The organism is Vibrio sp. JZG10 (assembly GCF_054064075.1).
The window spans coordinates 275,993-289,374 of the sequence record NZ_JBSUGE010000003.1 but is presented as its reverse complement, the minus strand read 5'-3'; the positions used below and the strand labels follow the sequence as shown (position 1 = coordinate 289,374).

General features: G+C 43.7%; 15 protein-coding genes. 8 read left to right on the top strand and 7 right to left on the bottom strand.

Annotated elements, in window-relative coordinates; translation table 11 throughout:
* Positions 1-8: 8 nt before the first annotated feature.
* Together ACWYVB_RS06150 and ACWYVB_RS06145 are read left to right on the top strand one after the other, a co-directional pair.
* Entirely contained in the window at positions 9-1,046 is a 1,038-nt protein-coding gene (locus tag ACWYVB_RS06150) for a FecCD family ABC transporter permease (protein WP_145472137.1), read from the top strand.
* Positions 1,046-1,828 carry a heme ABC transporter ATP-binding protein gene (locus ACWYVB_RS06145; protein ID WP_258615142.1) on the top strand — a complete coding sequence of 261 codons (783 nt, stop codon included), beginning with the start codon at positions 1,046-1,048 and terminating at the stop codon, positions 1,826-1,828. Before ACWYVB_RS06150 ends, ACWYVB_RS06145 begins: the two co-directional genes overlap by 1 nt.
* Positions 1,829-2,019: 191 nt before the next feature.
* Here ACWYVB_RS06145 and ACWYVB_RS06140 read toward each other — a convergent pair whose 3' ends face one another.
* Positions 2,020-2,481 (bottom strand): TetR/AcrR family transcriptional regulator, encoded by a 462-nt coding sequence (locus ACWYVB_RS06140; protein ID WP_005392508.1) that lies wholly within the window; start codon positions 2,479-2,481, stop codon positions 2,020-2,022.
* Between the two features lie 607 nt (positions 2,482-3,088).
* On the opposite strand from ACWYVB_RS06140, the gene ACWYVB_RS06135 reads away from it, so the two are divergent.
* On the top strand, positions 3,089-3,388 hold the full coding sequence (locus tag ACWYVB_RS06135; RefSeq protein ID WP_005375307.1) for a YfcZ/YiiS family protein: 300 nt from the start codon (positions 3,089-3,091) through the stop codon (positions 3,386-3,388).
* Between the two features lie 75 nt (positions 3,389-3,463).
* On the opposite strand, the gene ACWYVB_RS06130 is transcribed toward ACWYVB_RS06135, so the two are convergent.
* A complete protein-coding gene (locus ACWYVB_RS06130; protein WP_258615140.1) occupies positions 3,464-3,739 on the bottom strand; it encodes a YnjH family protein in 276 nt (91 codons plus the stop codon).
* A 317-nt stretch (positions 3,740-4,056) separates the two neighbouring features.
* Between ACWYVB_RS06130 and ACWYVB_RS06125 the strand changes: the two genes are divergently transcribed.
* Complete coding sequence (locus ACWYVB_RS06125) at positions 4,057-4,656, top strand: hypothetical protein (protein WP_258615138.1); 600 nt, start codon at positions 4,057-4,059, stop codon at positions 4,654-4,656.
* Positions 4,657-4,728: 72 nt separating this feature from the next.
* Here the strand turns inward: ACWYVB_RS06125 and ACWYVB_RS06120 are convergent, their stop codons facing one another.
* Positions 4,729-5,838, bottom strand: coding sequence for a 1-acyl-sn-glycerol-3-phosphate acyltransferase (locus ACWYVB_RS06120; RefSeq protein WP_006742201.1), 1,110 nt, complete (start codon positions 5,836-5,838; stop codon positions 4,729-4,731).
* A gap of 191 nt (positions 5,839-6,029) precedes the next feature.
* Between ACWYVB_RS06120 and ACWYVB_RS06115 the strand changes: the two genes are divergently transcribed.
* Positions 6,030-6,638, top strand: a complete 609-nt coding sequence (locus tag ACWYVB_RS06115; RefSeq protein ID WP_047008435.1) for a cupin domain-containing protein — start codon at positions 6,030-6,032, stop codon at positions 6,636-6,638.
* 127 nt (positions 6,639-6,765) lie between these two features.
* Here ACWYVB_RS06115 and ACWYVB_RS06110 read toward each other — a convergent pair whose 3' ends face one another.
* Together ACWYVB_RS06110 and ACWYVB_RS06105 are read right to left on the bottom strand one after the other, a co-directional pair.
* On the bottom strand, positions 6,766-7,248 hold the full coding sequence (locus tag ACWYVB_RS06110; protein WP_006742203.1) for a hypothetical protein: 483 nt from the start codon (positions 7,246-7,248) through the stop codon (positions 6,766-6,768).
* 14 nt (positions 7,249-7,262) lie between these two features.
* Positions 7,263-7,796 (bottom strand): nicotinate-nicotinamide nucleotide adenylyltransferase, encoded by a 534-nt coding sequence (locus tag ACWYVB_RS06105; protein WP_074189864.1) that lies wholly within the window; start codon positions 7,794-7,796, stop codon positions 7,263-7,265.
* A 177-nt stretch (positions 7,797-7,973) separates the two neighbouring features.
* Between ACWYVB_RS06105 and nadE the strand changes: the two genes are divergently transcribed.
* Positions 7,974-8,804, top strand: a complete 831-nt coding sequence (gene nadE / locus ACWYVB_RS06100; protein WP_006742205.1) for an ammonia-dependent NAD(+) synthetase — start codon at positions 7,974-7,976, stop codon at positions 8,802-8,804.
* A gap of 82 nt (positions 8,805-8,886) precedes the next feature.
* On the opposite strand, the gene ACWYVB_RS06095 is transcribed toward nadE, so the two are convergent.
* On the bottom strand, positions 8,887-10,704 hold the full coding sequence (locus tag ACWYVB_RS06095) for a hybrid-cluster NAD(P)-dependent oxidoreductase (RefSeq protein WP_150917770.1): 1,818 nt from the start codon (positions 10,702-10,704) through the stop codon (positions 8,887-8,889).
* Between the two features lie 267 nt (positions 10,705-10,971).
* On the opposite strand from ACWYVB_RS06095, the gene ACWYVB_RS06090 reads away from it, so the two are divergent.
* Together ACWYVB_RS06090 and pyrC are read left to right on the top strand one after the other, a co-directional pair.
* A complete protein-coding gene (locus ACWYVB_RS06090) occupies positions 10,972-11,136 on the top strand; it encodes a YqaE/Pmp3 family membrane protein (RefSeq protein ID WP_005375297.1) in 165 nt (54 codons plus the stop codon).
* Positions 11,137-11,291: 155 nt separating this feature from the next.
* Positions 11,292-12,320, top strand: coding sequence for a dihydroorotase (gene pyrC / locus ACWYVB_RS06085; protein ID WP_237311266.1), 1,029 nt, complete (start codon positions 11,292-11,294; stop codon positions 12,318-12,320).
* Between the two features lie 98 nt (positions 12,321-12,418).
* Here the strand turns inward: pyrC and ACWYVB_RS06080 are convergent, their stop codons facing one another.
* Positions 12,419-13,324, bottom strand: coding sequence for a DUF808 domain-containing protein (locus tag ACWYVB_RS06080; RefSeq protein ID WP_258615135.1), 906 nt, complete (start codon positions 13,322-13,324; stop codon positions 12,419-12,421).
* Between the last annotated feature and the right edge of the window lie 58 nt (positions 13,325-13,382).

Below are 13,382 nucleotides of genomic sequence, written 5' to 3'. Positions count from 1 at the left end.
GACATGGCATGTTGTTAAGACGTATCTCCCTTTCAACGACGTTATCCGTACTTAGTGGCTTTTTAGCATTTGTTGCTATCGCCTCTATTACCGTTGGCCCAATGAACATTAGCTTTACTGACAGTTTGCGTAGCCTAACGGGAGGCAGTTCTGATCTCGCTCCTCACATTCAGTTGGTCATTAACGAAATCCGATTGCCTCGCACCATTTTGTGTATGTTCATCGGGGCTATTTTGGCGATTTGTGGCGTGGTTATGCAGGGCCTATTCCGTAACCCGCTGGCCGAGCCCGGCATCATTGGTGTGTCTGCTGGTGCTGCACTTGGCGGTGCGTTCGCTATTGTTGTATTTGCAGAGTTTAGCCAAAACTATCCGCAACTAATGAACTTAGCTGCGCTGCCTCTTTTTGCTTTCCTAGGTGGTGCGTTGACGACCATTCTCGTTTATAAACTCGGCACAAGTAAGTTTGGTACCTCAGTTACGATTATGTTGTTAGCTGGTGTCGCCATTAGCGCGCTTTCAGGAGCGGCGATCGGCTATATGAACTTTATTGCTGATGATCAGATGCTACGAGATCTGACACTTTGGTCGATGGGCTCATTAGCTGGCGCAAATTGGTCGGGGATAGGCCTATCCGCTGTCACGCTGGTCATCCTGTTATTCTGGTTCCAGAAAAAATCGATGGCGCTAAATGCTCTGCTGCTAGGTGAGTCCGAAGCAAGACACTTGGGAGTTCCGGTCCAAAAACTCAAAAGACAGCTTATTTTGCTCTCTGCATTGGGGGTTGGTATTACGGTGAGTATTAGTGGCGCAATTGGTTTTATCGGGCTCGTTATTCCTCACTTAGGACGCATGCTAGCAGGCCCCGACCATCGAACGCTACTGCCAATCTCTGCACTCATGGGAGCGCTGCTTCTTACCGCTGCTGATATGTTTGCTCGTATTGCCGTGGCACCAGCAGAATTACCCGTCGGTATCGTGACCGCCTTGATCGGTGCGCCCTTCTTCATCTACTTATTGTTCCAGCAGAAAGGGAAGATTTTGTAATGAACCAGATCGTTTTATCGGGTAAAAACATTTCGATGAAATTTGGCAAGCGCGTTGTTCTCGATGACATCAATATTGATATCCGAGCTGGTGAAGTGACCGCCCTACTCGGCCCCAACGGTGCGGGCAAAAGTACTTTGCTCAAGCTTCTGTGTGGTGAAATCTCTTCAAATCATGACATCGCCTACTTCGGTAAACAAAAGCATGATTGGGAGCCAGAAAAAAGCGCAAAACACATTGCGATGCTCCCTCAGCACAGTACGTTGACCTTCCCATTTTTAGCCAGAGAAGTGGTCGAATTAGGCGCGATTCCGCTATCGCTGTCCAATAAAGAAACCACTAAGTTAGCTTTACATTACATGAAACAAACCGATGTAATGCATTTGGCAGAAAGCCTCTACCCATCTTTATCTGGTGGCGAAAAGCAACGATTACATCTAGCACGCGTGATGACACAGCTACACCAATCTGGCGAGGAACGAATCTTGATGCTTGATGAGCCAACCTCTGCGTTAGATCTCGCCCACCAACACAACACGTTAAAGATTGCTCGTGAGGCCGCGAAAACACAGAACGCCGCGGTCGTTGTCGTGTTGCATGACTTGAATTTAGCCTCCCAGTACGCAGACCGACTTGTACTTTTACATAACGGAAAACTGGTTTGTGATGACACACCATGGAATGCACTGACGCCAGAACGCATTGAGCACGTTTATGGCTACCGCTCCATCGTGAGAAAACATCCAACTTTAGACTTTCCTCAAGTTCACGCCGCCGCTTAACGTGTATCTCTTCTGAGCCATCTCTTCTGCTTTCCAAACGACAAAGGCCCGCAATAATCATATTGCGGGCCTTTGCTTTGATATTTAATCGAATCTTGGGCTCAAAAGAGCGGCGAGAAAATTACTGTGTTTTGCCTTGGCTTTACAACCAAAGCAGCAAACAAGTGTTCATCTAGCGCTCTCAATTGCTATTACTTACTCATTTGGATCAATGAACGACCAATCAACCACTCGAGCTCTTTGTCACCACCTGCGCCAAACTGGCTTTCAACCATTTTGTATAAACGGTCAATACCGTTAGCAGCAAATTCTTGCGCATTTTCGGCCGTGACAATGTGATGGAATAGCAGTCGTAAAATCGCGAGGAACTCAGCATCTTCCAGTGCTTTAATCCAACTTTGTGAAAATGCACTTAGCCCTTTATCAAACTCTAGGTGTTCAATAAACATTTTAAAGATACGGCCATCCAGTGCGGCGGTGAAGTCCGTTTTCTTAGGGAAGTGATGGCTAATACCGGTACGAGATATACCTGTCTGCTGACTTAGAGTCGTGTACGACATTTTGTCGTAACCTAGTCTTAGTAGCTGATCAACAACGGCATCCATGATCTTTTGGATAGTGATTTCGGTATCTTCTTTACTACGCTTTGGCATATTTTAAGCTCTTCTCTTTGTAAATCCATCTAACTCACTATTAAATGAGGCCAGAATGAAATCATTCTTAGCATTATACCCAAGTTGCCCAAGGCACTTCGTTAAGCGAAACCTAAAAATTGAACCGCTAACACCTGCGCATTAAGGCCATTTGGATATATGTACTGCGACTACTTAATATAAAGTTAAGTTCCAAATCATAACGTCTTTACACTGCGTAATGTGCAATTTGCAGTTATGTTTTTGTCAATACATGCTACTCAAAATAAGGCGAAAAGTTAGTCTCATCAAAACCTTGCGCCAATTATTCATCGAAACTATTCAAAGACCAAGAATGATAATTATTAAAAATAATCAATCAAGAAATAGTCTTATAAATTGTCCATTAGTTCAACTGGGCTGAGCGAAATCTCGTCACTATGTTCGTTAATTGATTTTAAATGTTGATATATATCACATTAACGTTCTTGATGATTTAGTAATCCAATCTTTAACCCTTACTTAACAAGCGCCTATTCTGTTCTTTTTTTATTCAAAACTCGTCATTTTTGTAGATACAGATCAAATACCTGATAGAATACCCTTAGTATTTACAAGAGGATTCGTTATGAGTGTCGAATTAGAAAAAAACCAAGTATGTGAAGCTTGCGGCTGCGCAGGCGAGATTGGCTTCATCATCAAAGAAGGTGACGAAGTTGCCGACGTAACGGTTTTCGCACAGACAAAAACAGAGCTAGAGTCTGAACTACAAAAATACATTGAGCTCGCTAAATCAGTATGTGCTGATGTTGAATACAATGTTTCTGAAATAACAGAAGAGTCAAATCAAGCGACGGCTCGATTCAAATTTGAAGTAAGTGCTGAAAAACTTATCTTTGAATTAAAAACTCGCTCACTCGCGCGTTAATGGAAAAAGCGAGCTCTGTGCTCGCTTTTTTATTTTTCCGTTATCCTAATATTAAACAGACCGTTTTTTTGGCGTTTATTTATCTTTTTTGAATACCACCCACTTTAACGAACCATTCGTTTCAAAATCGTTCTCAGCTGTACACATCAGTAATACACCCTCAACATTAATCACGGCTCCGGTGGTGTAGGCTTTATCATCGTAGTAACAGATACGCTGACCTACCTTGCCGTCAGCGACCACCAGCGCTTTGCTTTCTGGCGTACTGTATGATTTAGCAAAAGCGGCCCCAGATAGTAGTAGTACTGCTACAACACCAGCGGCAAAAATAGACACTCTTTTTAACTTCATGAAAATCTCCCTCAGACGCTCATGATACTAACAAGGACGCTTGTTCAGTTCTTGGCAGAACCTCATATTCTTCATATCTCTACTGATATTTTTCTCACATTTACTTTTAAATAAACTATATAATCAATCACTTAATCATTCCCTAACTTGCACACTGAAGCAACTCGGCATCGTGAGAGCGTGTATGCTTTCAGATAAAGCCCTAATTTGAAGTTCTTGGGCTAAAAATCAAAAACTGTTAACAAAGTATGCATAATGAGTCTATTTAAGTATAAGATGAGCACTTAAGATCTCTATGTTTAACTAAGTCTCTGGCTATGCGTTTTGTTTCCCTTTTCCTTACCTTGATGCTGCTCTGCTTCCCATCTTTCGCATATGAGCTAGATTACTACTCTAAGTTTGGTCACACCGATAATTACGGTAATCTTGATCTACGAAACAAACCTTACACCCAATTACCTTCTGGGTTAGTGGTCAAAGGCAACTTAAATATCTCGCAAACCCCGATCAAAAAGCTGCCTAAGGGGCTTGATGTGGGAGGCAGTTTGGAAGCAACCAACAGCGCACTCAAAACCATTCGCTCAGGTACAAAGATAAAAGGTTATGCGAATCTACTGGGTAGTAAGATCGAAAGCTGGCCTAGGGGCATCAAACTCGGCGGTTATCTGAACTTGACGGATACACCATTAAAAACGCTCCCAGCTAAACTTCGAGTCAAAGGCGATTTAAGTGTTATTCGCACTCCTATCTCTGCTCTTCCTGAAGGATTGGTGGTTGATGGTAACCTTTATATAGGAGGATCAGCGCTACATGTATTTCCAGACACGATGACGGTGAAAGGGAATATCTTTTTAGGTGGCAACAAGATTACCAAGTGGCCTAGCAATTTAACCCTTGGCGGGGCCGTTGCTCCTTAAAAAGTAGACAAAAAAAGCCCCGGAAAACCGAGGCTTTAAGGCGTTCATAATCCATCAATTCAGTGATGAATATTACTCTTGGTTGTTCACTGGGTTGGCATAGCTCGCCACCAAATAAGGTCTTGCCCCTTCAGGTAACTGCTCCAATTTATCCGCAAGATGACGTTTCACCGCCTCTGTGATGATGCTCGAATCTTCGCGTCCAGCAGCTAACAAGTTGATTGGGTACAACTTGTAGTTATTGTGAATTTGGCGGTCGATTTCACCGGCAAGAGATTCTGGCGTTTCAAACTCTTGATCAATCACATCACCAAACGCGACATGCACACGACCTTTATAACCAATGATGCCCTGAATGATGCTTTCGATATCTTCAAATTCACCTTTTTCATAACGGCCATTTTCTGCTTTTTCGTACAGCTCTTTTGCTTTGGCAATGTCACATGGATCATTTTCATAGGCAATCGAGACAGGAACGATTTTCAAAGAACGCGTGTATTCACCAAAGCTGATCTTCTGCTTGCGGCCTTCAACATGGAACATTTTTAAAATCGCAGGATCAGTAAAGTCGTTTCCATCTTTGGCACGACCTTCCTTTTGGGCAATCCAAATTGAATTACCGGTATCAAGCGAGTGTTTAATGTAGCTCGACAGTTGTCCTAATGCTTTCATCATTTCTCTAGGCGCCTTAGCAGAGCGCTTAACGATGAAGCTTTTATTGAGTCGCATCAATTCAGTCGCACATGGCTTCTTCAGCAGGTTGTCACCAATCGCAATACGAACCGTACGGTGCCCACTTTGGTACAAGCCATAGTTTACTAGCGCAGGGTCCATCGCAATATCACGATGGTTAGAAACGAATAAGTACGACGTGTTTTTATCCAGCTTATCCAAACCAGAAAAAGTGACGCCATCCGTTGTCTTATTCAATGTATCTTTCAGATACTTCTTCACTTCAATCTGAATCGCTTCTACAGAATCAAGCTTGCTCCATTTAGCTTTCAGGTAGATGCGCAGGATAGGGCTCATTAGCGTTTTAAACCACGCTGCTTTATTAGCAAAGCGATGATCGAGAATAGCAGTGATAAATTCATCATCTTGGATTAGACGATCCAGCGCTGCTGGAATTTCTTCGTCATTGTAAGGACGAATTTCAATATAAGGATCGGTATTGGCAGTCATTGTTCATTACATATCAAAAAAAGCTGGCACATTTTACGCATAGTTTTGCTGACAAGCAGCATTTCAACCCATACTTTTAACATGGTCATACCAGTTAGACTACAATTTCTCATGCTAAAAAATTCTCTCAGCTGGTTGGAATCGTATAGGTTTAACGTTACCCTTAGCGCCAAAAAACACTGGTACTCATAATGAACTACGCAATTGAATTTCACGACGCTAAATACCCCTTTCTTGAAGTAGCTGCGCGCAAAAAAGCACTGAAGCACAGTCTGCTGTCTGTCGTCGAAGGGTTAGCCGTCATTAAATTGGGTAAGCAGGAGTATGCCATTGAACCAGGCCAATATTTTTGGATTCCTCAAGGATGTTTGAGCTCCCTCACCTTTTTACCTAATTCTCGTGTATATCGTTGTGATTTTTCTGTGCGTTTAAATGATGACTTCTCACAACAAGCAGGGTTTGTGAAACCTTCACCACTGCTAAAAGCCCTCGTCGAGAAACTAGCAACAACAGCCGAGCGCTCAGATCTGCAAACCGATCTGCTAACGGTAGTAAGACATGAAGTATTGACTCTCTCTCCTAAACTAGCGCACTCAACGTTAACAAAAACCATCAATCAGTGGACGCCTGGTTGTGACATGGACATATCTAAAGAGCTGTGCTTGGTACTCACACTCCGTGAAGCAAGAAAAATGAAGCTGTCGGGCAAGAAAGAAGAGCAGATTGTCGATACGCTTTTTGCGGGTAACACAGAAGAATATGAGCAACTTTGCTTTTTGGTCTTTGGAGAAGCGCTATAACTCGCATTCTAACGAGCCATCTTTTCAGTATTACGCAGAGTGATGCGCGCAGAGAATAGAGACTCAAATAAAAATAAAAAGGGCGTACATGGATGATGTACGCCCTTTTTATGTACGCTCAAGGTGACTAGAAGGGAACTTCAATCTGCATCATCCAGTCAGCGTCGTAATATTCGTGCCAACGATAATCAAATCGCATTCTTGGCTGTCCGTCGGATTTATCACCAAAACCCACGCTGAACATCAGGCCATGACTACGGAGCCACTCTTCTGTGTCCATTTTGCTCTCTTCGTCTCGGAGCTCTTCCGGCATCCAAAAACCAAGCCCAAAATAATTCTTTTCTAGATTTTGGGTTAGGAGTGGTGTGTCTTCCGGCTTAATCGCCCACTCTTCCCAATAGTTTTCTGTTGGCCCTTCGAATTTCGCTTCCGCAGCATACCAAATCAACGCATCCGTACTTAATACGCCAATGGAATCTAAAATTTCTTCACAGATAGGAAGGGTGTTATCTTCAAACACAACAGAACGATCAGAAAAATAGTTACACGCAGAATGAGCTTGTGTGACCACAAGCAGCGCACATGCACTAAATACGGCTAATCTGACCATGAAAATCTGACCTCTCAGTTCCCAGATAATGTTTCTTTGTATAAGCCTTTGTTAAGCAACAATTCACAGACGGACGGGGTTGTGTAGGCGTTTATGTCTTCACCCGTAACCAATGCGTTACGTATATCCGTGCTTCTGACTTTTACTTTTTCAGGGCACGCCATAACAGTCCAACGTTCCATAATCTCTTCTGCTCTACTAAATTTAGCAAATTTGAAGAAATTATCAGGACCTATGACAAAAGTTATATCGGCTGTTGGGTAGATTTCTTGAATTTTTTCTAACAACGCATAGGTTGTCACACTTTGTCCGGGTTGGTACAAAGCTTGCTCTGCATCAGAACGCCGAACATTAGAAAGTCCCATATCTTTGATGAATGCATCAACCATTTTGCACCGAGTTGGGTAATCGAGCATATTCTTGCCCCAAGCGTGTGCAATACTAGGTTCAAGTAGCACAAGGTCAAAGTGGCTCAATGACTCAATAACACTTTTGTGCCCTAAACTAGGTGGGTTAAATGCACTACCAAAAATGGCGATTTTTTTCATATCCGGTAATTACCTGGTTGAAGAGAGTTTTCTAATCTGATGATTTCGGTATGATACTACTAATCTTTACAGCTTTTGACCCTAAAGTCGTGTTTATCAGTCTCAATTGCATGGTTTATCACCATTTGAGCAAGCGGGCTTTAGTGTCTGAAATATTTGCAGGAAAAGGAACCCTAAATGGAACAATCCATCCGTGATGAAATGCGTGTACTCCCTTCAATTGATCCGCATTTTGAAATTGAACGCCGTATTGCTTTTATTAAGCGTAAGCTACAAGAAGCAGGTTGTAAGTCACTGGTGCTTGGCATTAGTGGCGGTGTTGACTCAACCACGTTAGGTCGCCTTGCCCAGCTTGCAGTAGAACAATTGAATGCGGAATCTGGTACTGACAAATATCAGTTTATCGCAGTACGTCTGCCTTACGGTGAGCAAAAAGATGAAGATGAAGCGCAACTGGCACTCTCTTTCATCAAGCCAACACACTCTGTGTCTGTGAACATTAAAGATGGTGTTGACGGTTTGCATGCGGCGACTGATACCGCGTTGCAAGGGACGGGCCTGCTTCCGACTGAAGCCGACAAAATTGATTTCGTAAAAGGTAACGTAAAAGCGCGAGCTCGTATGATTGCACAATATGAAATCGCTGGTTACGTTGGCGGCTTAGTATTGGGAACAGACCACTCAGCAGAGAACATCACCGGTTTTTACACTAAGTTTGGTGACGGCGCGTGCGACCTTGCCCCTCTATTTGGTTTAAGCAAACGTCAAGTCCGCGAGTTGGCTGCAACATTAGGCGCACCAGAACTACTTGTTAAGAAAGTACCAACGGCAGATCTAGAAGAACTAGAGCCGCAAAAAGCAGATGAAGATGCTCTGAACTTAACTTATGAACAGATCGATGACTTCTTAGAAGGCAAACCCGTTCCACAGCAAGTGAGTGATCGTCTGGTAGCGATTTACAAAGCAACGCAGCACAAACGTCAGCCAATCCCGACGATTTACGACTAAGCGATATTTTCCGTTCACTTTTAAACTCAAAACGCTGCTAAAGTTAGCAGCGTTTTTATTGAGAACCGGGGAGCCTTCTCGCTTAGTTTGTTACCGTCACGTCCGTCTCTGGAACAGCACAACACGCCAATACGGTTCCCATCGCACGTTCCTCATCTGTCAACGCAGGCACGTCCGGATGATGTACTTGACCCGACGTAAGCTGAACCTTACACGCTCCGCATAAGCCAGCACGGCAGCTATTGCTAACAACCTTCCCTGCGTCTTCAAGCTGATCTAACAACGTTTTCTGATTATTCCCTACAACTTTCGTCCCATTAAAATCGATCGCTATGCTCTTCTCTGGTCTTGAAGTGACTGAAGATACGCCAAACGCTTCTTGATGGTAGTTTTCTTCTGGCAGCCCTTTTCTTAGTAGGAGATTTTTCGCTTTCTCCATAAAACCATCAGGACCACACACAAACACTTGGCGCTGTTCAATATCTTTGATTTGCTTAATGTGTGACAAGCTTAAACGCCCTTTTAACCCAAACCAATCAACGGCAGGCTGCGTCAAGCAGATTTTCACTTCTAACCCCGGGTGCTTACGCTTTAACTGCTCCAACTCAGAGCGACAAGGAATATCATTTTCGGTACGACATTGATGGTAGAAAACCACGTTCTCCAACTGATTGTGATCCGCTAAGTAACGTACCATCGATAGCATTGGTGTTACTCCACTGCCTGCAGAGAGTAACAATAGAGGCTGCGCTTCATGAGTTTTTAGGTGGAACTGGCCATCAGGTTGTTCTGCCTCTAAAACATCACCGACTTGTAAATTGTCTAAGAGCGAATTAGAGACTCTTCCACCTGCAATACGCTTAACAGAAATAGCATAGCGACCCGGACGAGACGGACTGGATGATAGCGTATAGCGTCGACCTACTTTCTTACCATCAATATTCACTTCTATTGGCAGGTGTTGTCCTGGCAAGTAATTAGGTAAAGAACCTTTGTTTGGTTCTAACCATAAGGTCACGAAGTCTTGGGCGATTTCTTCACGCTCAACACATGTTAACGTCATGCGCACTGGCGAGTTATCTGCGTAAAACTCCGGCTCTTTGTACTCCAATACTTCAACTTTATCGCCTTGACGAATAATGCCTTCATTTCGCGCGACAAGATTCTGGCCAAAGAACACACCACCGACATCGTTTGCACGGAACTGTTGCAAGGTTTTGAGCGGCTCTTTGCTCTCACGGAATGTGCCTCTTTGGGTATTCACCGTAGTCAGGATACAGCGCTCGCAAGGTTTGAGAGACTCAAACTCTACCTCACCGATTCGTATGCGCTTCCATGAATCTTCTTCAAACGGCTTGGTATCAGAGACCACTAAGTTAGTACGGAACTGATCCATAGAGTGTTGCTCAGAGCTTCTTCGGTTCAGTTCATCAAGGGAAGCCTGGCTAATCACTAACACCGGATAACCATCGGCAAAGCTAACGTTTTGTCCTAGCTTTTCGCGAACACGATTCGATTGCTCACCACTAAACAACAACTCAACACGTTGACCCAATACACGACTAAACCAATCATCTGCATCATCTGTGGTGGTATATGCAGTAAAGGTGTCTTTCCAAACTGTTGCTGGCGTTTCCTGCATTTTAAAGTCTTGATAACGGATTTTAAGCGGCTCCATCCCCAAACTGCTAAACACAACCCCATCGGATAATAAGGCAGACTTAATGGTTACCATTTGCGGATACTTTCGCGCAGTGATCATCGAGCCATCAGCTTTCGCAATCATAAAGCGACGATCGAAGCTCAATCCTTGCTTCTCAACCCATACGGACGACAGCGATAATCCGCCAACTGACTTAACCGGAAAAACATTAATTTGGGATAAAACGGGTTGCGACATGGCCTTCTTCCTACGGGTGTTTTTTATTTGTTGCGGTATTGTATACTCAAATCACATTAAGTTGCAGAGTCTACTGCCTCTTCATCCATCGCAACTTTCTCGAAACCATATTCTTATAAATTTGGTTTTAGTGACAAGTATTTACTACACTCAATATTCGCGTTTTTTAACACCGTTCTGACCAAATACCGTTTGATAAAGTGTGATACGACACACATAATTCACCCAAGTTATCACTGCCCCCATTTATTGATTTGGAGCTTAATTATGGATACAAGAAAACTGGTTCTGATTTTGTTATGTATCTTTCTTCCGCCTGTCGCGGTGTTTATGGAGAAAGGTCTAAATAAAGACTTTTTGATTAACCTAATATTGACGTGTTTCTTCTTTCTGCCGGGTACGATCCACGCGCTTTGGTTAACAATGAAGTAATCACTTACACTCTCACTCTGTAGAAAAGTGAAAAATGGGATGAAATGTCAGGGCAATTCCTCTATCATCCTGTCGCCTAAGCGCAAGCGTTTGCTCAAAAGCAAATACGGCGCTTGGGCTCCAATCAGACAACTTTTCAATGGTGGGAGCAATTAATGACAACACTGACAATCACTCGTCCTGACGACTGGCACGTTCACTTACGCGATGGGGAAGTTCTTAAAGACACCGTTCGCGACATCAGCCGCTACAATGGCCGTGCGCTGATCATGCCAAATACCGTCCCACCAGTTACTACAACTGAGCTCGCCCTAGCCTACCGTGACCGAATTCTAAAAGAGCAACATGGCGAACAGTTTGAACCTTTGATGGCGCTTTACCTCACAGACAACACCACACCAGATGAAATACGTAAGGCTAAAGCCACCGGAAACATTGTTGCTGCCAAGCTTTATCCTGCTGGCGCTACCACAAACTCAGATTCCGGTGTGACCAATGCGAAGAACATTTACCACGTTCTCGAAGCGATGGAAGAAGTCGGAATGTTACTTTTGGTTCATGGCGAAGTAACACATCACGATGTTGATATCTTCGACCGAGAGAAAGAATTCCTTGATACTGTCCTCGCTCCTATCGTCAATGACTTCCCTAATCTTAAAATCGTTCTAGAACACATCACTACCGCCGACGCAGCAAACTTCGTTAATAACGCCTCAGATAACGTAGCTGCTACCATCACTGCTCACCATCTTCTTTTCAACCGTAACCATATGCTTGTGGGTGGTATTAAACCTCATTTCTACTGTTTGCCAATTCTTAAGCGCGGAACCCACCAGCAAGCGCTGATCGAAGCTGCAACCAGTGGTAGCAAGAAGTTCTTCCTAGGTACCGACTCTGCGCCACATGCGAAAGGGGCAAAAGAGTCAGCTTGCGGTTGTGCTGGTTCTTACACCGCACACGCAGCACTAGAGCTTTATGCAGAAGTATTCGAGAATGAAGGTAAGCTGGAAAACTTGGAAGCGTTTGCAAGCTTCAATGGTCCTGATTTTTACGGCATTGCGCGCAACACAGATACGGTAACGTTAGAAAAATCCGCTTGGGATGTGCCGGAAACGATGCCATTTGGCAATGATATCGTTGTGCCTATTCGAGCAAATGAACAAATTGAGTGGAAAGTGAAGTAAGTACTTTACTGACGTTCCACCCATAAAAGAGGGTCATGCCTTTCTGTGAAAAGAAGTCATGACCCTTGTTGTTCTTTTCTTGTTTTGAGCTGTGATTATTAGTGGCCGCGAATTTTTTCTACAGCTGTCCACACAGCAACCACAATCAAACCCGCCACAAAACCGATAATACCGTTAAGCAAAATAGGCAGAATCGCTGTAGCAACCGAATGACCACTAAAGTTCATAATAATCGGCTCTACAAAGTGATGAATGGCAGGCACGTTGTGCACTACAATCCCCCCACCGACTAAAAACATCGCGGCAGTACCCACAATCGTTAACAACTTCATCAGCTTTGGTGCAAAAGCAACTAAAGCACTGCCGACTTTTGCCATCCAGCCCTTACCTTTTGAGCGAATTTCAAGGTAGAAGCCCAAGTCATCCAATTTCACGATGCCTGCTACTAAGCCATAAACACCAATGGTCATGATGACTGCAATTAAGCTCACCACTAAGATTTGCGTCACAAGGCTCGCCCCAGTCACGGTACCCAACGCAATCACAATGATTTCCGCTGAAAGAATAAAGTCCGTTCGAATCGCACCAGCAACTTTGCGTTTTTCATACTCTTCTATCGACTCGCCAGTATTAACTAACTCTTCTTTTTCTTCGTGCGGATGCGAGTGAGGGAACACTTTCTCAAGCACCTTTTCTGCCCCTTCAAAGCAGAGAAACAAGCCGCCAATTAGCAATAGTGGCATGATAAGCCATGGAATAATCGCGCTAATTAGCAATGCTGAAGGAACTAAAATCAATTTGTTTTTGAACGAGCCTTTCGAAACCGCCCAAACCACTGGAATTTCTCGTTCAGATGCAACACCAGACACTTGTTGAGCGTTTAACGCTAGGTCATCACTCAACACACCTGCGGTTTTCTTTGCCGCCATTTTCGACATTAAGGCGACATCGTCGAGTACCGTGGCAATATCATCCAACAGTGTGAGTAAACTTGCTCCAGCCATTTTTTGTCTCTTATATGAAATTGAGTAAGTAACAAAATGTAACACCAATAAATCACTC

Bases quoted from the DNA above. Each gene is read 5' to 3' on its own strand.
- ACWYVB_RS06150 (WP_145472137.1), top strand. From the start codon at position 9: ATGTTGTTAAGACGTATCTCCCTTTCAACGACGTTATCCGTACTTAGT.
- ACWYVB_RS06145 (WP_258615142.1), top strand. From the start codon at position 1,046: ATGAACCAGATCGTTTTATCGGGTAAAAACATTTCGATGAAATTTGGC.
- ACWYVB_RS06140 (WP_005392508.1), bottom strand. From the start codon at position 2,481: ATGCCAAAGCGTAGTAAAGAAGATACCGAAATCACTATCCAAAAGATC.
- ACWYVB_RS06135 (WP_005375307.1), top strand. From the start codon at position 3,089: ATGAGTGTCGAATTAGAAAAAAACCAAGTATGTGAAGCTTGCGGCTGC.
- ACWYVB_RS06130 (WP_258615140.1), bottom strand. From the start codon at position 3,739: ATGAAGTTAAAAAGAGTGTCTATTTTTGCCGCTGGTGTTGTAGCAGTA.
- ACWYVB_RS06125 (WP_258615138.1), top strand. From the start codon at position 4,057: ATGCGTTTTGTTTCCCTTTTCCTTACCTTGATGCTGCTCTGCTTCCCA.
- ACWYVB_RS06120 (WP_006742201.1), bottom strand. From the start codon at position 5,838: ATGACTGCCAATACCGATCCTTATATTGAAATTCGTCCTTACAATGAC.
- ACWYVB_RS06115 (WP_047008435.1), top strand. From the start codon at position 6,030: ATGAACTACGCAATTGAATTTCACGACGCTAAATACCCCTTTCTTGAA.
- ACWYVB_RS06110 (WP_006742203.1), bottom strand. From the start codon at position 7,248: ATGGTCAGATTAGCCGTATTTAGTGCATGTGCGCTGCTTGTGGTCACA.
- ACWYVB_RS06105 (WP_074189864.1), bottom strand. From the start codon at position 7,796: ATGAAAAAAATCGCCATTTTTGGTAGTGCATTTAACCCACCTAGTTTA.
- nadE (WP_006742205.1), top strand. From the start codon at position 7,974: ATGGAACAATCCATCCGTGATGAAATGCGTGTACTCCCTTCAATTGAT.
- ACWYVB_RS06095 (WP_150917770.1), bottom strand. From the start codon at position 10,704: ATGTCGCAACCCGTTTTATCCCAAATTAATGTTTTTCCGGTTAAGTCA.
- ACWYVB_RS06090 (WP_005375297.1), top strand. From the start codon at position 10,972: ATGGATACAAGAAAACTGGTTCTGATTTTGTTATGTATCTTTCTTCCG.
- pyrC (WP_237311266.1), top strand. From the start codon at position 11,292: ATGACAACACTGACAATCACTCGTCCTGACGACTGGCACGTTCACTTA.
- ACWYVB_RS06080 (WP_258615135.1), bottom strand. From the start codon at position 13,324: ATGGCTGGAGCAAGTTTACTCACACTGTTGGATGATATTGCCACGGTA.